This is a genomic window from Microbacterium sp. CH12i (genome assembly GCF_000685355.1).
Lineage (GTDB): Bacteria > Actinomycetota > Actinomycetes > Actinomycetales > Microbacteriaceae > Microbacterium.
This window is the reverse complement of the sequence record NZ_JHET01000003.1, coordinates 136,526-158,014: the sequence shown is the minus strand read 5'-3', so window position 1 is coordinate 158,014 and position 21,489 is coordinate 136,526. Positions and strand designations below refer to the sequence as shown.

At 64.9% G+C, this 21,489-nt stretch carries 17 protein-coding genes, 2 pseudogenes and 1 riboswitch; of the genes and pseudogenes, 11 read left to right on the top strand and 8 right to left on the bottom strand.

All coding sequences use genetic code 11. The features are described 5' to 3' along the window. Positions 1–4 precede the first annotated feature (4 nt). Positions 5–478, top strand: a complete 474-nt coding sequence (locus tag DC31_RS03835) for a DUF4442 domain-containing protein (RefSeq protein WP_036277196.1) — start codon at positions 5–7, stop codon at positions 476–478. Positions 479–572: 94 nt separating this feature from the next. Further along, positions 573–1,758: pseudogene (locus DC31_RS03830) on the top strand (APC family permease). Here DC31_RS03830 and DC31_RS03825 read toward each other — a convergent pair. The 4 genes and pseudogenes from DC31_RS03825 to nhaA form a co-directional block, all read right to left on the bottom strand. After that, the gene (locus DC31_RS03825; protein WP_036277194.1) at positions 1,747–2,526 is read right to left on the bottom strand and encodes an SGNH/GDSL hydrolase family protein; all 780 of its coding nucleotides are present in this window, start codon (positions 2,524–2,526) and stop codon (positions 1,747–1,749) included. The pseudogene DC31_RS03830 and the gene DC31_RS03825 overlap by 12 nt on opposite strands. 54 nt (positions 2,527–2,580) lie before the next feature. After that, entirely contained in the window at positions 2,581–3,837 is a 1,257-nt protein-coding gene (locus DC31_RS03820) for a histidine--tRNA ligase (protein WP_036277602.1), read from the bottom strand. A 31-nt stretch (positions 3,838–3,868) separates the two neighbouring features. Beyond that, positions 3,869–4,482 (bottom strand): annotated as a pseudogene (locus DC31_RS03815) (MazG family protein). Between the two features lie 59 nt (positions 4,483–4,541). Then, complete coding sequence (gene nhaA, locus DC31_RS03810; protein ID WP_036277599.1) at positions 4,542–5,708, bottom strand: Na+/H+ antiporter NhaA; 1,167 nt, start codon at positions 5,706–5,708, stop codon at positions 4,542–4,544. Positions 5,709–5,870: 162 nt separating this feature from the next. On the opposite strand from nhaA, the gene DC31_RS03805 reads away from it, so the two are divergent. Next, complete coding sequence (locus DC31_RS03805; protein WP_235201346.1) at positions 5,871–8,465, top strand: phosphoenolpyruvate carboxylase; 2,595 nt, start codon at positions 5,871–5,873, stop codon at positions 8,463–8,465. Positions 8,466–8,596: 131 nt separating this feature from the next. Next, on the top strand, positions 8,597–9,964 hold the full coding sequence (gene gdhA, locus DC31_RS03800) for an NADP-specific glutamate dehydrogenase (protein ID WP_036277188.1): 1,368 nt from the start codon (positions 8,597–8,599) through the stop codon (positions 9,962–9,964). A gap of 149 nt (positions 9,965–10,113) precedes the next feature. On the opposite strand, the gene DC31_RS19125 is transcribed toward gdhA, so the two are convergent. From DC31_RS19125 to mfd, 3 genes are read right to left on the bottom strand one after another with little or no spacing between them, the layout of a single operon-like run. Beyond that, positions 10,114–10,365: a hypothetical protein gene (locus DC31_RS19125; RefSeq protein WP_235201322.1), complete on the bottom strand. Its 252-nt coding sequence runs from the start codon at positions 10,363–10,365 to the stop codon at positions 10,114–10,116. Continuing rightward, the gene (locus DC31_RS19120; RefSeq protein ID WP_235201321.1) at positions 10,362–10,709 is read right to left on the bottom strand and encodes a gamma carbonic anhydrase family protein; all 348 of its coding nucleotides are present in this window, start codon (positions 10,707–10,709) and stop codon (positions 10,362–10,364) included. The genes DC31_RS19125 and DC31_RS19120 overlap by 4 nt, the downstream gene beginning before the upstream one ends. A gap of 15 nt (positions 10,710–10,724) precedes the next feature. Then, positions 10,725–14,258 (bottom strand): transcription-repair coupling factor, encoded by a 3,534-nt coding sequence (mfd, locus tag DC31_RS03790; RefSeq protein WP_051606385.1) that lies wholly within the window; start codon positions 14,256–14,258, stop codon positions 10,725–10,727. A 54-nt stretch (positions 14,259–14,312) separates the two neighbouring features. Between mfd and DC31_RS03785 the strand changes: the two genes are divergently transcribed. The 7 genes from DC31_RS03785 (at position 14,313) to DC31_RS03755 (ending at position 19,904) form a co-directional block, all read left to right on the top strand. Further along, the gene (locus DC31_RS03785; protein ID WP_036277185.1) at positions 14,313–14,882 is read left to right on the top strand and encodes a GNAT family N-acetyltransferase; all 570 of its coding nucleotides are present in this window, start codon (positions 14,313–14,315) and stop codon (positions 14,880–14,882) included. A 49-nt stretch (positions 14,883–14,931) separates the two neighbouring features. Beyond that, positions 14,932–15,795, top strand: coding sequence for an Fpg/Nei family DNA glycosylase (locus DC31_RS03780; RefSeq protein ID WP_036277592.1), 864 nt, complete (start codon positions 14,932–14,934; stop codon positions 15,793–15,795). Positions 15,796–15,850: 55 nt separating this feature from the next. Next, a riboswitch (FMN riboswitch) is annotated at positions 15,851–15,995 on the top strand. Positions 15,996–16,048: 53 nt separating this feature from the next. Then, positions 16,049–17,128 carry a bifunctional diaminohydroxyphosphoribosylaminopyrimidine deaminase/5-amino-6-(5-phosphoribosylamino)uracil reductase RibD gene (gene ribD, locus DC31_RS03775; RefSeq protein WP_081813706.1) on the top strand — a complete coding sequence of 360 codons (1,080 nt, stop codon included), beginning with the start codon at positions 16,049–16,051 and terminating at the stop codon, positions 17,126–17,128. Beyond that, on the top strand, positions 17,128–17,757 hold the full coding sequence (locus tag DC31_RS03770) for a riboflavin synthase (RefSeq protein WP_036277184.1): 630 nt from the start codon (positions 17,128–17,130) through the stop codon (positions 17,755–17,757). The genes ribD and DC31_RS03770 overlap by 1 nt, the downstream gene beginning before the upstream one ends. Beyond that, positions 17,754–19,028 (top strand): GTP cyclohydrolase II, encoded by a 1,275-nt coding sequence (gene ribA, locus DC31_RS03765; RefSeq protein WP_036277181.1) that lies wholly within the window; start codon positions 17,754–17,756, stop codon positions 19,026–19,028. The genes DC31_RS03770 and ribA overlap by 4 nt, the downstream gene beginning before the upstream one ends. After that, positions 19,025–19,501, top strand: a complete 477-nt coding sequence (gene ribH / locus DC31_RS03760; RefSeq protein ID WP_036277178.1) for a 6,7-dimethyl-8-ribityllumazine synthase — start codon at positions 19,025–19,027, stop codon at positions 19,499–19,501. The genes ribA and ribH overlap by 4 nt, the downstream gene beginning before the upstream one ends. A 115-nt stretch (positions 19,502–19,616) precedes the next feature. Next, complete coding sequence (locus DC31_RS03755; protein ID WP_327036804.1) at positions 19,617–19,904, top strand: Fe-S protein; 288 nt, start codon at positions 19,617–19,619, stop codon at positions 19,902–19,904. Positions 19,905–19,946: 42 nt separating this feature from the next. On the opposite strand, the gene DC31_RS03750 is transcribed toward DC31_RS03755, so the two are convergent. Beyond that, positions 19,947–21,194, bottom strand: a complete 1,248-nt coding sequence (locus tag DC31_RS03750) for an HNH endonuclease signature motif containing protein (protein WP_160173200.1) — start codon at positions 21,192–21,194, stop codon at positions 19,947–19,949. Positions 21,195–21,489 lie beyond the last annotated feature (295 nt).

Genomic DNA, 21,489 nt, shown 5'->3' with positions numbered 1-21,489 from the left:
CGAGATGAAGATCACGCCACGCCGCCTCGCGACCGGGATGAGCCTGTGGGCTCCGAACTTTTTCAGCGGCATCCGCATCCGTCGCTTCAGCGAGGACTGGACGCACGCGACCGTTGAGCTGCACGTCAACGCCTTCACCCGCAACTACGTCAAGACCGCGTTCGGCGGCTCAATGTCGGCGATGACCGACCCGTACTTCTTCATGCTCGTGATGCACCAGCTCGGGCGCGGCTACGTCGTCTGGGACACTCGCGGCGAGATCGAATTCCTCAAACCTGGCCGCGGAGTGCTGACCGCCGAGTTCTCGGTGTCTCCCGCCAAGGTCGAGGAAATTCGTGAACGCGCCAAGGGCGGAGCGAAGGTGTTGGAGTGGTTTGAGACCGAGATCACCGACCGCGACGGCGATGTCGTCGCGAAGGTGCGGCGCGAGGTCTACATCCGCGAGAAGAAGCGTGTTACTGCGGCAGGCCAGTCCTGAGCTCCATTTGTTCACCACCACCTGACACTCTGGTGGAGTGGAACTCGCTCGTCGCCTGACGCTCACGGATGCCGTCGCCATCGGCCTCGGCTCAATGATCGGTGCCGGCGTCTTCTCGGTGTGGGGCCCGGCGATCGAGGCTGCGGGTTCCGGCCTGCTGGTGGCGCTCGCGATCGCGCCGTGGTCGCGTTCTGCAATGCCACCTCATCCGCGCAGCTTGCCGCCGTGCACCCGGTCTCAGGAGGCACATACTCGTACGCTCGCGCCGAGATCGGCCCATGGTGGGGCTTCATCGCCGGCTGGTGCTTCGTGATCGGCAAGATCGCCAGCTGTGCAGCGATGGCGCTGACCTTCGCCGCGTACGCCGCCCCCGAAGGCTGGCAGCTGCCGGTGGCGATCGCAGCGGTCGCGGCTCTGGTCACCGTGAACTGCTTCGGCGTCACACGTACGGCCCTGCTCACCCGCATCCTCGTCGTTGCCTCGTTGCTGGGACTCGCGATTGTCGTGGCGGCCGGGTTCACGTCTGCCCCGTCGGCCGATCCCGCTCTCCTGCCCGACCTCACCGCCTACGGTGTGCTGCAGGGTGCTGGGCTGCTGTTCTTCGCTTTCGCCGCTACGCCCGGATCGCCACGATGGGCGAGGAGGTCACTGATCCTGCCCGCAATATTCCGCGCGCGATCGTGTTCGCTCTGACCGGCGCGATCGTCGTCTACGCGCTCATCGCGGTTGTCGTGATGCTCACACTTGGTGCGGATGCCATGGCCACCGCAGCGCCGCTCGTCGGGGTCGTCGATGCCGCCGGATGGTCAGCGCTCGCCCCTGTTGTGCGCGTGGCAGCGGCAGCGGCATCCCTCGGCGCATTGCTCGCTCTGCTCACCGGAATCGGCCGCACGACGCTGGCGATGGCGAGAGAATCGGATCTGCCGCGCTTCTTCGCCGCCGTGCATCCGCGCTGGCAGGTGCCGCACCGCGCCGAAATCGCGATCGGTCTCATCGTCATCGTCATCCTGCTTTTTGTTGATCTGCGCAACGCGATCGGCTTCTCGTCTTTCGGAGTGCTGCTGTACTACCTGATCGCGAATGCGGCCGCCTTCCGGCAGTCGGAGGCGGCCCGTCGCTACCCGCGGGCACTGCAGGTTTTCGGCGCGCTCGGGTGCCTGGTACTGGTCAACACACTGCCGATCCTTGCCTCACTCATCGGCACGGGTGTCGTGCTGATCGGTGTGGCGTATCGGTTGCTGCGGCTGCGCGCCGCGCGGCCTCGGGCCTCAGCGCCGTGAGTTCAGCGCAGTGACCACTGCCGGCAACAGCGCCTCGGCCGTCCGGCGGTAGCCCGCGGCACTGGGGTGAAAACGGTCAAGGCTGAACATCTCGTCGGGCTGCTCGTGGAAGGTTGGCCCCACCGCCTGGCGCAGATCGACCGGCACGGCGCCGGTGCGCCACGCGACCTTCGTCTGCTCCATGGCGAGACGGCGCGACATTCGTGACATCAGTGCGCGTAACGGCTGAGGCACCGGCTGGAGAGTGCCGAGATCGGGACAGGTGCCGACCACGACCGGCGTACCGACCGCGTGCAGTCGGAGGATGGCGTGCTCGAGCCGCTCGGCCGCAGCCGACGATGGCACCATGTGCGTGACGTCGTTTCCGCCGACGACAATCACGGCGACGTCGGCGCGGTAGCCCTCCTCCAGAGCATCCAACTGGCCGGCGAGGGCAGTCGATTCTGATCCGACCACGGCAGCGGTGCGCAACCGCACCGGACGCTCCATCTGGCGGGCGAGAGCCTTGGCCACACGTCCGCCGAGCGTCTCCTTGCGATGCTCAGCGCCGAGCCCCGCCGCGAGCGAGTCTCCGAGCAGCAGGAGCTTGATCGGCTCGCCGTCGAGCGACCTGAGCCACACGCGGTCAGCATCCAGAGATTCTTCACCGAGCGGCTTCCCGATGCGCTTTCGCGCGATGGCCGCCTGGCGCACCAGCAGTGAGCGGCCACCGAGCACGACCGCAGCCAAGGCGGCCCCCACAAAGAGGGCGGTGCGAACCCGGCTCATGCTCCCATTTGATCGCGCCAGCGTGAACGTGACGTAAACGTGAGTACAGCGTTGTCAGGACAGCGGCTTGAGCTCCAGCGTTCCGGGCTCGACTCCGGCCGAGACCGTCGCGAAAGCTGTGTAACCGTCGGCGGCAGAGCGCTCCAGCAGCGCCTTGAAGTTCTTCACGCGGTGTTCCAGGCGCACGCGGCCCCCGTCTCTCAGCATTGCGGCCTTGTGCGCGACGAGTTCAGCAACCGGCACATCAGCGTCGTGTACGAGCACGATTGCCTGTCTACGGGCATCCGCTTTCAGCTCGACAAGGTCGACAAGACGCTCGAAGCCGAGCGAGAATCCGACCGCGGGCACCTGCTGGCCGAGGAAACGACCGATCATGCCGTCGTAGCGTCCGCCGCCGCCGAGCGAGTAGTCGACCGAGGGATGCGCGAGCTCGAAGATTGTGCCGGTGTAGTAGCCCATGCCGCGCACCAGGAACGGGTCGAACACGAGCGGAATGTCGGCGGCGCCACGACCGGCAGCGACAGCCTCGCCGATGCCGACCAGGTGTTCGACGATGTCATCCGGTGCATCTTCAGGCAGCGCCGTGCGGATCTGCCGCTCGCCGAACGGGGTGTATTCCATCGCCTCTGGGCGGCGCAGGAACGCCTCAAACGCTTCAACTGCCGATGCCGTGGCACCACGTTCGCGCAGTTCGGCGACGATGCCCTCCGGGCCGATCTTGTCGAGCTTGTCGATGGTGATCAGCACGCCGGGGCGTTCATCCGCAGCGAAGCCGAAGGCATCCAGCATCCAGTCGAGTACGCGGCGATCGTTGATGCGCACCGTCGAGCCCTGGAGTCCAAGTGCGTCCAGAGCGTCCAGCGATGCGACCATCAGCTCCGCCTCGGCACGCGAAGAATCATCGCCCATGATGTCGATGTCGCACTGCATGAACTGGCGGTAGCGTCCCTTCTGCGGGCGCTCGGCACGCCAGACCGGACCGATCTGGATCGCACGGAACACGCCTGGCAGCTGCCCGCGGTTGCTGGCGTAGAAGCGCGCGAGCGGCACGGTGAGGTCGTAGCGTAGGCCTAGGTCAGCGAGCGCAGCGGGATCATCCGCAGCGGAGCGGATGCCGTCAGCGTCCAGGCCGCGGCGCAGCACGTTGTAGGCGAGCTTTTCGTTGTCGCCGCCGATCCCGGCATGCAGGCGGGAGTACTCCTCCAGTGCCGGTGTCTCGATCTCATCGAATCCATGTGCGAGGTAGCGCTCACGAATGACGGAGAGCACACGCTCACGGCGGGCCTTGTCGGCGGGGAGGATGTCGCGCATGCCGCGCGGCGGGTTCACAGTAGCCACGCCTCTATCTTTCCATCCTTTCCATCCCGCTCTCGGCCGTGCGGACGTCGGCTTCCAGCGTGCGCAGTCGCTCGCGGAGGGCGCGCTCGGCGTCCCAGCCGCTTGCGCGCGCCTGGGCGACGAGCGCGAGCAGGGCGTCGCCCAGTTCGGATTCGGATGCTGGGGATGCGGGTTCAGCCGGCAGGGTGACGTCCACACTTGCCGCACGCCCCACAATCTTCTGCGCTAGTGCGAGTGCCGGCATCCCCCGCGGGACTCCGTCGAGCACACTCGTCCGCGAGCGCTTCTCGGCACCTTCGCGGCATTCCAGTGCACGAGCACCTCTTCAGGCGTGTGTGCAACCGCGTCGGCGAAGACGTGCGGATGCCGTCTGACCATCTTCTCGGTGAGAGTCTGAGCCACGTCGTCAATGTCGAACGGATCATCCGGATCCTGCGCAGCAATGGCGGAATGAAACAGCACCTGCCAGAGCAGGTCACCCAGTTCTTCACGAAGATCGGCGCGCGTGCCATCTTCTACGGCCTCGATCACCTCGTGGGATTCCTCGATGAGGTAGGGCACAAGGTCACGGTGGGTGATCTGCTGCGACCACGGGCACCGCTCGCGCACGGCACGCATCGTGTCTGCCGCGATGCGCAGCGCGTCGGAGTTCTCTGTCACCACTCGCCTCCAGGTCGTCAGGAATTGACAGCCGTGTTTCGACGGTGCCACGCCGCACGCAACGAGACGATGATGCCCGACAACACGAGGGCGATCAGCGAGCCGACGAGCACACCGAGGATCGCCTGGTCACGAACGCCGGGGTTGTCGGCAAATGCGAGGTTAGCCAGCAGCAGCGAGACGGTGAACCCGATGCCGCCTAATGCTCCGGCGGCAAGTAGGTCGGTGATGGTCAGTGCCGGCTTCTTGCCCTTCAAACCGATCCGCATTGCGACCAAACCGAACAGCGTGATGCCGACGATCTTGCCCAAGGGCAGGGCGACGGCAATGCCGAAGAATGCCGGCGACAGCTCAGCCGGCGAGACAGCGGGAATGACAACAAAGGCGGCTGCGAAAGCGAAGATCGGCAGGATCGCGCCATTCACCCACGGCTCCAGCGCGTGGCGCGTGGGCATGGCGGGTGACTGCGCCATGGCAAGGCCAAGCATGACGCCGGCGATCGTGGCGTGAATTCCGGATGACAGCACCAGAGCCCACACGAGCACGCCGACAACGACCATGCATGCGCCGATGATCCATGAGTTCTTTTCAGGAAGCATCCGAGACAGCACACCGAACACTGCCACGCCGACGACCGCGAGCAGGAGATACAGCCAGTTCAGGTCATGTGCGAAGAGAACCGCGATGAAAATGATGCCGATGATGTCGTCGAGAATCGCCAGTGCGAGCAGGAATACGCGAACCGCGGGCGGCAGCCCCTTGCCGAATACGGCAAGCACACCGAGAGCGAAGGCAATATCGGTCGCGGTTGGGATTGGCCACCCCGTCGATGTCTCCCCACCGCCAGCGATCATCAGGTACACAAGGATCGGCACGAGGACGCCACCGGCCGCTGCGATCGCGGGCTGAAGAGCCTTGTGCAATGAGCTCAGCTCGCCACGGGTGAGTTCGTACTGCAATTCCATCGCGACGACGAAGAAGAAGATCGCGAGCAGGCCGTCCGAGATCCAGTGCGCCACGGATAGATCGATCTCTGTACCGGGAATCGAGATGTGGAAGCCGAGCACGGCGTCGATCGGCTCGAACGCGGCGGTGTTCGCGAGGAGGAGACCCAGGGCAGCAGCCACCAGCAGGAGTACCGCCGGGAACTGTTGGGTGCGCAGAAGATTTCGGGAATCAGACATCGATCCCATGCTATGTCAGGCAACGCGCTCGTCACGCGGTGTCACGTGGTCGAAGCCCCTCGCACACGGCGATAACCTCGAACAGTGACCCCCGAGCCCACACACACAGAGGCCATCCGCGTCATCGGCCGATTCGAAGCCGGACGCGGGATTCCCGACGAGATGCGTGCGGACGTCCGCATGCTCGGAGCCCTGCTTGGTCAGGTGCTGCGCGAATGCGGCAGCCCCGGACTGTTCGAGGATGTCGAACGACTGCGGCTGGCGACCATTCAGGCGTACGACGAAGAGAGCACGCACGCCTTCGAGCGCGCCACTGAGATCGCAGACTCCTTCAGCATCGAGCGCGCCGACGAAGTTGCCCGCGCCTTCACCTGCTACTTCCACCTCGTCAACCTCGCCGAAGAGCATCAGCGCGTGCGCATCCTCCGCGAGCGTGACGGCCAGCCGGGCAGAGAAGGCGCTGTCGACACTGTCGCCACTGCCTATGCGCAGCTGCGCCGCGAGGTCGGCGATGACGAAGCACAGCGTCGGCTGGACGGGCTTCGATTCCAGCCAGTGTTCACTGCGCACCCCACCGAGGCTCGCCGTCGCGCGGTTTCTACCAGCATCCGTCGCCTGTCTGAGCTTCTCAGCCAGCGCGATGTCGCAAGCGAGGGCGGCGCTGAGCAGCATCGCGCCCACCGCCGGATGCTGGAAGAAGTCGACACGCTCTGGCGCACGGCACCGCTGCGCGCGCAGAAGCCTTCGCCCACCGACGAGGTGCGCACGGTCATGTCGGTGTTCGACGAGACCCTCTTCACCACTGTCCCGCACGTCTACCGACGTATCGACGATGCCCTCCGCGGTGAAGACTCCGGCGCGAGTGCTCCTGTTGTTCCCGCCTTCGTGCGGGTCGGATCATGGGTCGGCGGCGACCGCGACGGCAACCCGTTCGTCACGGCATCCATCACCCGCGAGGCAGCACAAATCGCCTCCGAGCACGTGCTTCGCGGCCTGGAGCGCGCGATCGAGCGCATCGGCCGCGGCCTGACCCTTGACGCTGAAGGCACCCCGCCCAGCAGCATGGTCGTCGCGCTGTGGGATGCCTTCGCCGCAGCAGAAGAAGGCACTGCCGCAGAAATCGCGGCGCGCTCCCCCGAAGAACCGCACCGCTGCCTACTACTGGCCCTCGCCCACCGTGTCGCGGCCACCCGTCATGGCGCGAGCAACGGCTACGGCGCACCGGAGGAGCTCCTTTCAGACCTCCGTTCTGTGCAGGATTCGCTGGCGGCATCCGGGGCAAAGCGTCATGCGTTTGGCGGCATCCAGCATCTGATCTGGCAGGTCGAGACCTATGGTTTCCACCTCACCGAGCTGGAAGTGCGCCAACACTCGCAGGTGCATCGCGAGGCTCTGGCTGAGCTGGACGCGGGTGGCGAACTCAGCGAGAAGACGCAGGAGGTCCTCGAGGTCTTCCGCGCGGTGGCCGACATTCAGCGCACCTATGGTCTTCGCGCCGCCGGACGATACGTCGTCTCGTTCACGCAGTCGGCAGCGGATCTCGCCAACGTGCACCGCCTCGCGCAGTACGCGCTGCCCGGCACTCCACCGGTGCTCGATGTCGTTCCACTGTTTGAGACGTTCGCAGATCTGCAGGCAGCGCCTGAGATTCTCGCTGAGGTCGTCGAGTTCCCCGAGTTCCGCGCCCGCATGGCCGCAACTTCGAACCGCCTCGAGGTCATGCTCGGCTACTCCGACTCGTCGAAGGACGTCGGCCCGGTCGCCGCCAACCTCGCGCTCTACGAAGCGCAGCGAAAGATCGCCCTGTGGGCGAAGGATGCCGGCATCGCCCTAACCCTGTTCCACGGTCGTGGCGGCGCTCTTGGCCGGGGTGGCGGACCCGCGAACTCCGCGATCCTCGCGCAGCCGCCGCACTCGGTCGACGGACGCTTCAAGCTCACCGAGCAGGGCGAGACGATCTTCGCGCGCTACGGCGAACCCGCCATCGCGATGCGTCACATCGACCAGGTCGCTGCTGCCACGCTGCTCGCATCCTCGCCCAGCGTCGAAGAGCGCACGAGTAGCGCGGCTGCCCGCTTCGCGGACGTCGCGACGACGATGGATGCCGCATCCCGTGAGCGCTTCTTCTCACTGGTCAAGGCCGAGGGCTTCGCGCCCTGGTTCGCTACCGTCACTCCGCTCGAGGAGATCGGCCTTCTCGCCCTGGGGTCGCGCCCTGCACGCCGCGGCCTGTCCGTCGAATCGCTGGAAGACCTGCGCGCGATTCCGTGGGTGTTTGCGTGGACGCAGGCGAGGATCAACCTGGCCGGCTGGTTCGGCCTGGGCTCGGCACTCGAGGCTGTCGGCGATGAGGCGTTGTTGAAGGACGCCTATCGCGAGTGGCCGCTGCTGCAGACGATGATCGACAACGTGGCGATGAGTCTGGCGAAGACCGACGAGCGCATCGCACGTCGATACCTTGCCCTCGGTGATCGTGATGACCTCGCGAAGCTGGTGCTCGACGAGCTCACCCTCACCAAAGAGTGGGTCATCCGGCTCACCGGTAGCAACGGACTGCTCGAGAACAAGCCGATCCTGCAGCGCGCAGTTACGTTGCGAAGCCCCTACGTCGATGCGCTGTCATTGCTGCAATTGCGGGCGCTCCGCGAACTTCGCGCACCGTCTGGCGCCACCGGCTCTGGCACGGAAGACGAGCAGCGTCGGCTACTCCTGCTGTCAGTCAGTGGCGTCGCCGCCGGCCTGCAGAACACGGGGTAAAACGGGTCCAAAACCGCCACGTGCAGTCGCTTCGAACCTCCGGGGTAAAGTGGGAACTCGTGCCCGACCTGGCACGCCCTCTTAAGTGACACGATCGCTCCCTCACCACACTCTTCAGAAAGCCGTCCCGCGTGACCGCAACTCAGACTGAATTCCACCCGCTCACCGAGTCTGTCCAGCCCGTGTTTGACACGGTTCTGGCCCGCAGCCCGCACGAACCCGAGTTCCAGCAGGCCGTGCACGAAGTGCTCGGAACGATCTCCCCGATGCTCGAGCAGCACCCGGAGTACGTTGAGGCCGGAATCCTGGAACGACTCGTCGAGCCCGAGCGTCAGATCATGTTCCGCGTTCCGTGGCTCGATGACTCAGGCAAGCTGCAGGTCAACCGCGGCTACCGCATCCAGTTCTCGTCAGTGCTCGGCCCGTACAAGGGTGGGTTGCGTTTTCACCCTTCGGTGAACCTCTCGATCATCAAGTTCCTCGGATTCGAGCAGATCTTCAAGAACGCCCTGACCGGTCAGGGCATCGGCGGCGCGAAGGGCGGATCTGATTTCGACCCGCACGGCCGCTCAGAGGCCGAGGTCATGCGCTTCTGCCAGTCGTTCATGAGCGAGCTATACCGCCACCTCGGCGAGCACACTGACGTTCCTGCGGGTGACATCGGAGTGGGCGGTCGTGAGATCGGCTACCTGTTCGGCACGTACCGCAAGATCACGAATCGCCACGAGTCGGGCATGTTCACGGGTAAGGGCACCGGCTGGGGTGGCGCTGAAGTGCGCACCGAAGCAACCGGCTACGGCGCAGTGTTCTTCGCGCAGGAGATGCTTGCCGTCCACAACGAGTCGCTCGCCGGCAAGCGCGTCGGCATCTCTGGTTCCGGAAACGTCGCTATCTACGCCATCCAGAAGGCTGCCCAGCTGGGTGCGACTGCGGTCACGGCATCCGACTCGTCCGGCTACATCGTCGATGACGCCGGTATCGACCTTGACCTTCTTCGTCAGCTCAAAGAGGTCGAGCGCACGCGCATCGTCGAGTACGCCAACCGTCGCGCGAGCGCACGTTTCGTCGAGGGTGGCAGCGTCTGGGATGTGCCGGTCGACATCGCCGTGCCTTCCGCCACACAGAACGAGCTGAGCCTGGCCGATGCTGAGGCTCTGATCGCGAACGGCGTGCGCGCGGTCTCTGAGGGTGCGAACATGCCGTGCGTGCCCGAGGCCGTTGCTGCGTTCCAGCAAGCCGGTGTGCTGTTCGCGCCGGGCAAGGCTGCGAACGCCGGTGGCGTCGCGACTTCTGCTCTGGAGATGAGCCAGAACGCGTCACGTCAGCGTTGGACCTTCGCCGACAGTGAGAACAAGCTCCGCGAGATCATGGCTGACATTCACGACGCCGCGTTCAACGCCGCTGAGAAGTATGGCGTGCCTGGTGACTACGTCGCCGGTGCCAACATTGCTGGGTTCCAGCGGGTCGCCACGGCGATGCTCGCCCAGGGCGTCATCTGATCGGCGTCATCTGATCCTTGCGGCGTTGCGCCGGTAGGACGTTGATACGGGTGTCGGAGTAATTCTTAGGATTTCTCCGACGTCCGTAACATTCTCCGCGGTCCGTAACGTGCTCCACCGCCGATAACAGGTCGAGCGGATGCTACGACTCACGCCGACTGGTCGTGCGCGTGCCGCGCGAGGGAGCGACCGTAGCGCTCGGTGAGCTGCACCATCAGATCAGGGGTGTCGCGGTCGACGCCGAATACGTGGCCAGGGAAGTCAAGATCGGTCTGCGCAGCGGCAATCTCGTCGGCCTGATCAGGTGAGAATAACTGCAGCGGGTCCCCTGACGCGACCCACCCGATCGGCACGACGGTGCCTTCTGGAAGGACCGCGCGACGCTGCACGATGGCATTCACTCGCACTTCACAGCGATCGCCAACCCGTGCGCCGTTGAACACCCGGCGCCCGAGGCGAAGAACACTTCCTCGCCAACGTTCGCTCCGGCGATGCTCGCCAGAGTACCGACGAGCGTGTGCGATCCGATGTGTACGGCATCAGCGGCCGTCGCCCGAATCAGCGCATTCTCCATCACGATGACATGCTCGCCGAGGGTGATCGGACCACCCTCTGCCGTGATCACGGCGCCGTGCAGCACCTGACACTCCGCTCCGATCGTCACGTCGCCAGAAATGACGGCGGTGGGCGCGATGACGGCCGTGTCATGGATCCGGGGCCGAGCCCCGAGGTGCTCGTACAACATGGGGCCAGCGTAGCGCTACGGTGCCGGCGCCGCAGCCACCGGCTCGGGGAACATCGCCGTGAACAGCTGCGTGACCCACTCCAGGGTGTTCACATCGGTCGGCAGCGGCACGACGAGCGCATCTCCCCCGCCAATGAGCTTCGCCTTCGGGTACAGCCGCTGCAGCCGCACCTTCATCGAGTCCTCGAAGTGCGCGGGTACCACGCGCAGGTTTGAGCCCATCACGACGACATCCGTGAGTCCGGCGCGTGCAGCTCGCCTACGCAGGTGAGCGATCGCGATGAGTCCGGCGACCTCTTCGGGCGGGGTGCCGTAGCGGTCGGTGAGCTCCTCTACGACGAGGTCGATCGCGTCGTCTTTCGCGGTCGCGGCGGCCGCTGCGGAGAACTTTTGGTATGCCTCGAGGCGCAGCCGCTCGCTGTCGATGTACGTCTCGGGGATGCGAGCATCCACCGGCAGCTCCATCCTCAGCTCATTGCCGGTCTCGACGTCTTCGCCACGGAACGTCGCGACAGCCTCGCCGACCATCCGCAGGTAGAGGTCGAACCCGACGCCGGCGATGTGCCCGGCCTGCTCGCCGCCGAGCATGTTGCCGGCGCCTCGCAGCTCGAGGTCCTTCAGTGCCACCTGCATTCCGGAGCCGAGCTCGTTGTTCACCGCAATGGTCTGCAGGCGATCAGCGGCCGTCTCAGACAGCGGCTTCATCTCGTCGTAGAGGAAGTAGGCGTACGCGCGCTCACGCCCACGGCCGACGCGTCCTCGCAGCTGGTGCAGCTGCGAGAGTCCGTACTTGTCGGCCCGGTCGATGATGATCGTGTTCGCGTTCGAGATGTCGAGGCCGGTCTCGACGATCGTCGTGCACACCAGCACATCGAACTCGCGCTCCCAGAATCCATCGACGACCTGCTCGAGCTGGTTCTCGCCCATCTGGCCGTGCGCGACGGCGATCCGCGCCTCCGGCACCAGTTCGGCGAGCTCACTGGCGACCCGCTGAATCGACTGGACGCGGTTGTGCACGAAGAAGATCTGTCCCTCACGGAGGATCTCGCGCCGAATAGCTGCCGCCATCTGCTTGTCGCTGCGCGGCCCCACGAAGGAAAGAATCGGATGCCGGTCCTCCGGTGGCGTCGCAAGCGTAGACATCTCACGGATGCCGGTGACCGCCATCTCGAGCGTGCGCGGAATCGGGGTCGCACTCATCGCGAGAATATCGACGTTCGTCTTCAGCTTCTTCAGCTTGTCCTTGTGCTCGACGCCGAACCGCTGCTCTTCATCGATGATGAGCAATCCCAAGTCTTTGAACATGACCTGGTCGGTGAGGATTCGGTGCGTGCCGATGACCATGTCGACCGAGCCGTCGAGAAGTCCGTCGAGGGTGAGACGTGCGTCCTTGTCAGTTTGGAAACGTGAGAGCGCCTTGACCTTCACAGGGAAGCCGGCGAAGCGCTCGGTGAATGTCTCCATGTGCTGTTTGACGAGCAGGGTCGTCGGCACGAGCATCGCGACCTGCTTGCCGTCCTGAATTGCCTTGAACGCCGCGCGCACGGCAACTTCGGTCTTGCCGAAGCCGACGTCGCCGGAGAGCAGTCGGTCCATCGGGATCGGCCGTTCCATGTCGGCTTTGATCTCGTCAATCGTCTGCAGCTGGTCTGGCGTCTCCGCGAACGGGAACGCCTCTTCGAGCTCGCGCTGCCAGGGGGTGTCGGGCCCAAAGGCGTGACCCTTCGCCGACATCCGCGCCGAGTACAGCTTCACCAGCTCGACGGCGATGTCGCGCACAGCTTTGCGCGCCTTGCCCTTCGCCGCCGACCAGTCGCTGCCGCCCATCTTCGAGAGGGTCGGGGCCTCACCGCCGACATACTTCGAGAGCAGGTCGAGCTGGTCAGTGGGAACGTAGAGCTTGTCTCCGGGGTAGCCGCGCTTGGACGGCGCGTATTCAAGCACGAGGTAGTCGCGCTTCGTCTTGGTAGCGTTGCGGCCGCCTGTGGAGACTTCGCGCTGCGTCATCTCGACGAACTTCGCGATGCCGTGGGTGGCATGCACGACGTGGTCGCCGTTTTTCAGCTGCAGCGGGTCGACGACGTTTTTGCGCCTGGACGCGAGCTTCTTGATGACCCGCTGGTCGCCGCCGATCGTGCGGCCGTAAAATTCGTTGTCGGTGAGGACGGCAAGCTTCGCCTCCGGAACCTGAAAACCAGATTCCACGGAACCCTGGACGAGCGTGGCCACCCCGCCATCGGGTGCATCGACGAGTGACTCCACGATTCGCGCGGCAAGTCCGCGATCGGAGAGCACGTCGCGGGCACGGTCGACCAGCCCTGCACCAGAGGCGACGACGACGACCCGCCAGCTGTCTGCCAGCCGCGCGGCGACGAAGTCGATTGCTCCATCCACGTTGCCGTGGAAAGACGGAATGATCGATGAGTGGATGTTCGCGGCGTCGCCGTCATCCGTAGCAAAGGGGCTGAATCGCCACCAGACGCCGTCACGCTCGCGGACGATCTCGCGTAGCCGAGCGACGCTGAGGAAGTCGCCCGCGCCGAGATCGATTGGGGCGGATGCGCCGGAGGTGGCAGCACTCCAGGCGGCATCGAGGAACTCGCGGTTAGTGTCACCCAGGCTTTGCGCCCTGGAGCTCGAGCGCTCCGGGTCGACGAGCGCGACCGCCGTGCCGCTGGGAAAGTACTCGGCGAGCGACTTGAGTGGCCCAGACACTGCGGGCAACAGCGATTCCATGCCTTCGACGGGGATGCCCTCGGACATTTTCTCGAGCATCCCTGCGATTGCGGGGAAGGCGTCGATGAGCGATCGGGCGCGGTCGCGCACATCTGCGGTGAGAAGCAGTTCGCGGGTTGCCGGCATGTCTACGCGTTCAACATCACCCGGAAGAGAGCGCTGATCGGCAACCGAGAAGGCACGGATCTGATCGATCTCGTCTCCGAAGAATTCGACGCGGTACGGGTGCTCGGATGTTGGTGGGAACACGTCGAGGATGCCGCCACGCACAGCGAATTCGCCACGCCGCGAGACCATGTCCACGCGCGAGTAGGCGCGCTCAACGAGCTGCTCGATGGCGGTTTCCAACTCGAGTTCTCTGGCACCGGCGACGAGCGACAGCGGAGCGGTGTCGCCGAGGTTGCCTGCGAGCGGCTGCAGCGCGGCGCGCACTGAAGCGACGACGATCAAAGGGCGCTCACGCGTCCAGGTAGTGATGCGGCGGAGTGCTTCGAGGCGCTGTCCGACGGTATCGGGGCTCGGGCTCAACCGTTCGTGGGGCAGCGTCTCCCATGCCGGGAAGCGGAGGATCTCGGTATCCGGCACATACGAACTCAGCGCTTGGGCCAGCGACTCGGCACGACGGCCGGTGGGTGCGATGACGAGAAGGGATGCCGGATGCCCCGCGCTCGCGCGCTTATCGAGCAGTCCTGCGATGATCGGGGCGTCAAGCCCATCGACGAGACCGAGGTCTGCGTCGGTCTGGGCCCACTTAAGCGCATCGTCGTACAGAGTCGCCTCTTCCAAGGCGCGCAGAATCCCCGGAACAGTCACCTGACGAGTTTAGTGCGCCCCGCCGACATCGGTCTCGCGTTCTAGGATGCCGGGATGGAACCTGTCGCCCTGCACACCGCCCGCCTCGAACTTCGTGCGCCGACCGCGGCGGATGTCGACGCCATCACGGCGGCGTGCCAGGATCCTGAGATCTCCCGCTGGACCACGGTTCCAAGCCCTTATAGTCGCGACGATGGTTCGGGTTTCGTGGAACTCGTCGCCGAGTGGTGGGCTGAGGGCGTCGAGACAGTCTGGGGAATCTTTTACGACGACGTGCTCGTTGGGATAGTCGGGCTGCATCGCATCACACCGCATCCGACGGGTGGGGCAGCGGAGCTCGGCTACTGGGCCACCGCAGAATCCCGCGGCAACGGGTACATGGTCGAGGCCGCGCGAGCGGTGATCGAGTGGGCTTTCGCCGAGCTGAAGCTCGCACGCATTACCTGGCGCGCGGTGGTCGGCAACGTTACCTCTGCCCGCACAGCCCGGGCTCTCGGATTTCGTTATGAGGGCCTGATGCGCGAGGCGCTCACCAGTGCACGCGGCCGCGACGACGGCTGGCATGCCGGGCTCCTGGCATCAGACGATCGCACGCCGGTGGCGTGGCCCATCCCCCTCGAGTGAGTTCCGCCGAGGCATGTCCATCGTCCGCGAGCGGTGGCAGGATGAATCCATGCCGGAGATGCCGGAAGTTCAGGGGCTGGTCGCGTTCCTCGGCGAGCGCGCCGTCGGCCGAACGATCACGCGTACGAGCATTGGCGCCATCGCTGCGCTGAAGACGTATGACCCGCCCAACACTGCGTTGAATGGCGCTCAGATCACGGCATCCACGCGGCTGGGGAAGTTTGTGGTGCTTTCCTGCGGCGAGGACCTCCACCTCGTATTTCACCTCGCGAAGGCAGGCTGGTTGCGCTGGTACGAGCTCCTACCCACGACCCTGATCAAGCCAGGTAAATCACCGATCGCACTGCGCGTCGCGCTCGATGACGACAGCGGGTTCGACCTCACTGAAGCGGGGACGAAGAAGTCGCTCGCCGTCTATGTCGTGCGCGACCCGCAGGAAGTTCCCGGCATTGCGAGGCTCGGACCCGACCCTCTGGATCCGTCGTTTGACCGCACCGCTTTCGCCGCACTGTTGGAAGGACGCCGCACGCAGATCAAGGGGCTGCTGCGTGACCAATCTGTGATCGCCGGCATTGGTAATGCCTACTCTGACGAGATTCTGCACGCCGCGCGTATGTCGCCATACGCCGTCGCCGCGACGCTCGACGAAGACGAGGTCGACCGCCTGTTCTCCGCGATGCACACGACGCTGACGGATGCCGTCGCCGAGGCATCCGGAAAGCCACCCGCCGACCTCAAAGACGCGAAGCGCCGCGGGATGCAGGTGCACGCGCGACGGGGCGAAGCCTGCCCCGTGTGCGGCGACATTGTTCGCAGTGTTTTCTTCGCCGATAGGTCACTGGAGTACTGCCCGACGTGTCAGACCGGCGGCAAGGTGCTGGCCGACCGGAGGCTCTCCCGGCTGCTGAAGTGACTCACCACTGACACGGAATGAAATCCACCCTGACGCGTTGAGTACACTGGGCATCAACGTGCTCCGGGGTCGGTGTGAATCCGAACCGGCGGTGACAGTCCGCGAGCGTCAAGGGAAACCGAGACGCTGATCCGGTGAAATTCCGGTACCGACGGTGATGCGAGAGAAATCTCGCTAGTCCGGAAGGGAGGCAGCACGACCCGCGAAAGCGCGCCGTCTGTCATCCCCGGAGCCTTATACATAAGGACAACGGATGGCAGTGCACGAGGTAGAACGCGACGCGATGACGCGTGCGCTTCACGCCGCAGCGCGCGGCCCCCGTGGAGTCAATCCGCAGGTGGGTGCCGTCATCCTGTCCGCCGCCGGTGAAATCCTCGCGGAAGGATGGCACCACGGCGCTGGCACCCCGCACGCCGAGGTTGATGCGCTCTCGAAGTTGCCCGAAGGCGCCGCGCGCGGCGCGACCGCCGTCGTGACGCTCGAACCCTGCAACCACACCGGACGCACCGGCCCATGCGCCGTCGCGCTGATCGACTCTGGCATCACGCGCGTCGTCTACGCGCTCGATGACCCCGGTGTCACGTCGGGCGGTGGCGCAGAGCGGCTGCGTGCCGCCGGGGTCGAGGTTGAATCCGGCGTGCAGGCTGAGGCCGTGCACGCACTGATCGAAGACTGGCTCATCGCGCACCGTCTCGGCCGTCCGCAGATCACCGTCAAATGGGCGCAGAGTCTCGACGGACGCGCGGCTGCAGCGGACGGCACGAGCCAGTGGATCACCGGACCCCAAGCGCGCGCCGACGTGCATCGCCGTCGTGCGGACGCTGATGCGATTGTCGTCGGCACCGGCACTGTACTCGCCGATGACCCGGCGCTCACCGCCCGGGACCACGATGCTCTCTACCCCCACCAGCCGACCCCGGTTGTCATCGGAACCCGCGAGACGCCGACGGATGCCGCGGTGCGCCGCCACCCGCACGAGGCACTGTTCTACGACACCCGTGATCTCGCCGCTGTGGTCGCGGATCTTCACGCTCGCGGCATCCAGAGCATTTTCGTCGAGGGTGGGCCGACGCTCGCCAGCGCGTTCATCGCGGCGGGTCTCGCAGATCGGGTACTCGCCTATGTCGCTCCGGTTCTACTGGGCGGCGGTCGCGTGGCACTGACTGACATTGGTGTATCGACGATCGCGGAGGCGCGACGCCTCGCAGTCGACGAGTGGGTGCCGCTCGGCGCCGATCTGCTGGCGATTGCACACTTCACGCCTGGCGTGAACGAAACTGATTTGAACGAAACTGATTTACACGAACCTGATTTAGACGAAGGAGTTCGCTGATGTTCACCGGAATCATCGAGGAGATCGGCGAGATCACCGCTATCGCGCCCTCCGGCGACGGCTGGCGGTTGACCGTCCGAGCATCAGGGGCCGCGCGCGACGCCGTGCATGGTGAGTCCATCGCTGTCTCTGGTGTCTGCCTCACTGTTGTCGGTTCGACGCCTGACACCTTCGACGCCGATGTGATGAAGCAGACACTCGACGTATCGGCGCTGGCTACGGCATCCGTCGGCACCCGCGTCAATATCGAAAAGGCGATGCCGGTCGGCGCGCGGCTCGGCGGGCATATCGTCCAGGGCCATGTCGACGGGATCGGCGCGGTCGTGGACGTACGCCCCGGCGCCGACTGGAGCGTCCTTCGCATATCGTTGCCGGCAGATCTTGCCCCCCTCGTCGTCGACAAGGGCTCGATTTCGGTCGATGGCACCTCTCTCACCGTCAGCGCAGTTAGTGAAGCATCCGCCGCCGCCGCGTGGTTCGAAATCTCCCTCATCCCCGAAACTCTCGTTGCCACCACTCTTGGATCGCGCACCGTCGGCGATCGCGTCAATCTTGAAACCGACATCCTCGCCCGTCATGTCGAGCGCTTGCTCGCCTTCCGGGCTCTCTCGGAAGGAGGCTCGCGATGAGCCTTGCCACTATCGAAGAAGCCCTCGCGTCATTGCGCGCGGGGCGTCCTGTCATCGTCGCTGACGATGAGGATCGCGAGAACGAGGGTGATGTCATCCTCTCGGCGGAACTCGCCACCCCAGAGTGGGTGGCGTGGACCGTGCGCTGGTCGTCAGGATTCATCTGCGCGCCAATGCCCGCGGATCTCGCCGACAGCCTGAATCTGCCTCCCATGGTCGAGGCCAATGAGGATGCTCGCTCTACCGCGTACACGGTCAGCGTGGATGCCGCGGAGGGCGTGACAACCGGCATCAGCGCCGCCGACCGCGCGCACACTCTCAACGTTCTCGCGAACCCGCAGTCAACGGCAACGAGCGTCATTCGTCCGGGACACGTGCTGCCGCTGCGTGCCGTCGACGGCGGCGTGCGTGAGCGCAGCGGGCATACCGAGGCCGCCGTCGATCTGATGAAGCTTGCCGGGCTCCAGCCCGTCGGCGCAATCGCCGAAATGGTCGCCGAAGACGGCAGCATGATGCGTATGCCCGGCCTCATCGAACTCGGCGCGCGCGACAATATTCCGGTGATTACGATCGAGCAGCTCATCGCGCACCTGAACAAGATCGACCCGCTGGACGGGCCGGTGACGTCCTCGCGCGCTGGTCGACGTCGCGTCAGCTTGCGAGCGGATGCAACGGTGCCCACCTCGCACGGCACGTTCCGTTTCCTCGCCTACAAGGACCGCGTTACGGGCACCGACCACATCGCGGTGGTCTCCGGCGAACTGGATGAAACAGCGCTGGTGCGCGTGCACTCCGAGTGTCTGACCGGCGAGGCCTTCGGATCGCTGAAATGCGAGTGCGGGCCGCAGCTCGAGGCTTCGCTCGACGCGATCGAGAAGCAAGGCGGCGTCGTCATCTACATGCGCGGTCATGAGGGTCGCGGCATCGGCCTGATCAACAAGCTGCGTGCCTACAGCCTGCAGGAGGATGGGCTCGACACCGTCGACGCCAACCTCGCCCTGGGGTTGCCCGCTGATGCCCGAGAGTATGCGGCAGCAGCTGGCATCCTGAGCGATCTCGGCGTCACGAAGCTGCGCCTGCTGACGAACAACACCGACAAGGTGAACAAGCTGCGCGAGCTCGGGCTGGATGTCATCGAGCAGGTGCCGCTGATCGTCGGCGTCGGCCCGAACAACCACCAGTATCTGCAGACCAAGCGTGACCGCATGGGGCACATCATCGGCGAGGCCGAGCTCACAGAGGCGCTTGCCCAGGGAAGGGACAAAGCATGAGCCACGAAGGCGCACCTCAGGCTTCTGATCGGGTCGATGGCACCGGTCTGAATGTCGTCATCATTGCCGGAACCTGGCACGACGTGATCACCAACGGAATGATTGCCGGCGCCGAGCGCGTCCTGAACGCGGCTCATGCGACGCACCGTCTGGTGCGCGTGCCCGGGTCGTTCGAGCTCGCCGTCGCTGCGCAGGCGGCCTTCGCGGGTGGTGCGGATGCTGTCGTCGCTCTCGGTGTCATCATCCGTGGCGGAACCCCGCACTTCGAATATGTGTCGGCGGCGACCACCAACGGGCTCACCCGCGTGGCGCTAGATGCTGGCAAGCCGATCGGCTTCGGTGTGCTGACGCTGGACGACGAGCAGCAGGGTCTTGACCGTGCCGGACTTGAGGGGTCGAAGGAAGACAAGGGCGCCGAGGCTGCCGATGCGGCGCTGCGCACTGCGCTCCTAATCAAGACGCTGCGCGGCTAAGGGTCGACTACCTGGCAGCAACCGGTGCTCGGGCCTACTCTGAGGTCATGGAGATTCTGCGTCAAATCGTTGTTCTCGTTCACCTCGTCGCTTCGCCACGCTCTTCGGCGCCTGGGTGGTGCAGGCTTTCGGAGGCAAGCGCGAGTTCACGAGCCTGATGAACGTCGGCCTTCTTATCGCAGGTGTCGCCGGGCTGATCCTCGCTGCGCCGTGGGGCTTGGCGGACGGCGCAGAACCGAACTACGCCAAGATTGGCGTCAAGCTTGTCATCCTGCTGATCATCGGCGCGCTGATCGGGATCGGACTGTCGAAGCAGCGTAAGTCGGGCAGTGTCGCGCCCGCACTGTTCTGGCTGGTTGGGATCCTCACCGTAGTCAACGCCGGTATCGCGCTTCTCTGGTGACCTGACCGCTGGCGAGCTAACCGCTGACGCAGACAGCGCCATTCAAACGAACATCACGCGAGGCTGCGGTTCGTCGATATATGTCGCGCCTGACGGACTCGTCCATGCGATGACCCCGCCGGGAAGCTGCTCGGCCGTCCATCGGTATCGATCGTCGACGTCGGGATGCTTGAGCGTGTGATGACCTCTACAGAAATGTGAGAGGTTGCAGAGCGCAGTTGGCCCGCCTCTGGCGTGATCGTGATTGTGGTCGATGTCGCAGCGATGTACCGGCATCCGGCACCCCGGGAATCGGCAATGCTGATCTCGTGCTCGAAGAAAACGCTTCATTGACGCGGTCGGCACATAGTTGTCGGTGGAGACTGCCATTCCTTCGGGATCAAGGAAGAGCCGGGTCCAGGATGTCGCCCTGCTGGCAAAGTCACGAGCCATATCGGGGAGGATCGGACCGTAGCCGTCGAGTTCCGCCATCCGCTCGTCATCGCCCGTGAGGGTGGCAGCGGTGAGCGTCACCTGGACCGTGGCATTGATCGATTCCGCAGCTGTGCCAGTAGTCGATTCTGCTTTTCCGGCAAGGAGAAGGTCCGTCATGATGTCTGCACGGATCTGATTCAGCGTGCGCTTGTCTGCATCATCGGAAGTATCGGCCTTGTTCTGTTCAAAGATGATCTTGGCCATAGCCGTGGCACGGTCGAAGGCCGCCCGACCTAGGACCTCAGGCGTGGTCAGGACGAGTTGCCCCATGCCATCGCCCACCGCATGAAACTGGACGTTTCGGTCTTCTCTCGCACTGCGATGACGTTCGGCAACAGTGGCGGGCGCGATCGCGGCGACGAGTGCTTTCGCATGCGCGGCGGTGCGTGCTGCCGTCTCTCCCACGGCGAACTCCAGTACACGAGCCTGGAACACGGCATAGGCGTATTCGTCAGTACCCGCCAGCCCGACCGTTGCCGAGATAATCACATCGACATGCCGCTTGCTGATCATTCCGGCGGCGAACGCCTTCGCGATCTCGGGGAGCTCACGCCTCAGCGTGTCAGCCCGGCAGAACTCTCCCTCGACGGTTCCTTGCGACATGTGCGCAGCGGCCGCGAACTCAGCTGCGATCGAACGGAACGCGACGTCGTGGTCGAACGCCCCTGGCGGCAGCTTCTCGCGAAGCATCCCGAACCGCTCGCCCAAGATCTCTGCCCGCCGCGCTTCTAACTGCGACACCGCGGTACCCAGATCGACCCACTCGTCTCGTAGCGCGGAGTCACGCTCGAGTTCAAGTTCGAAGTCCGGGATCATGACCATAGTTCAGTATGACACTTTTGTTCGATTTAATTGAGTACTTTTCGAATGTTTTTCGAAACTAATCACGATTAATAGCAAACGCCGGCGCCCGCCTCGAGCACACCGCGCTCCCCCAGCCCACGTAACCAACGACCCACGTCACAAAATAACGACCTCGCAGTAGCGGCGCGCGGTCTTAGCGAGACGCTTGTCGAGTGTCAGCAACGGAATCCCGAGCGCTTCTGCGAGCGCGACGTAGCCTGCGTCATACGCGGAGATATCATGACGGAGACTCCAGATCCGAGAGAGT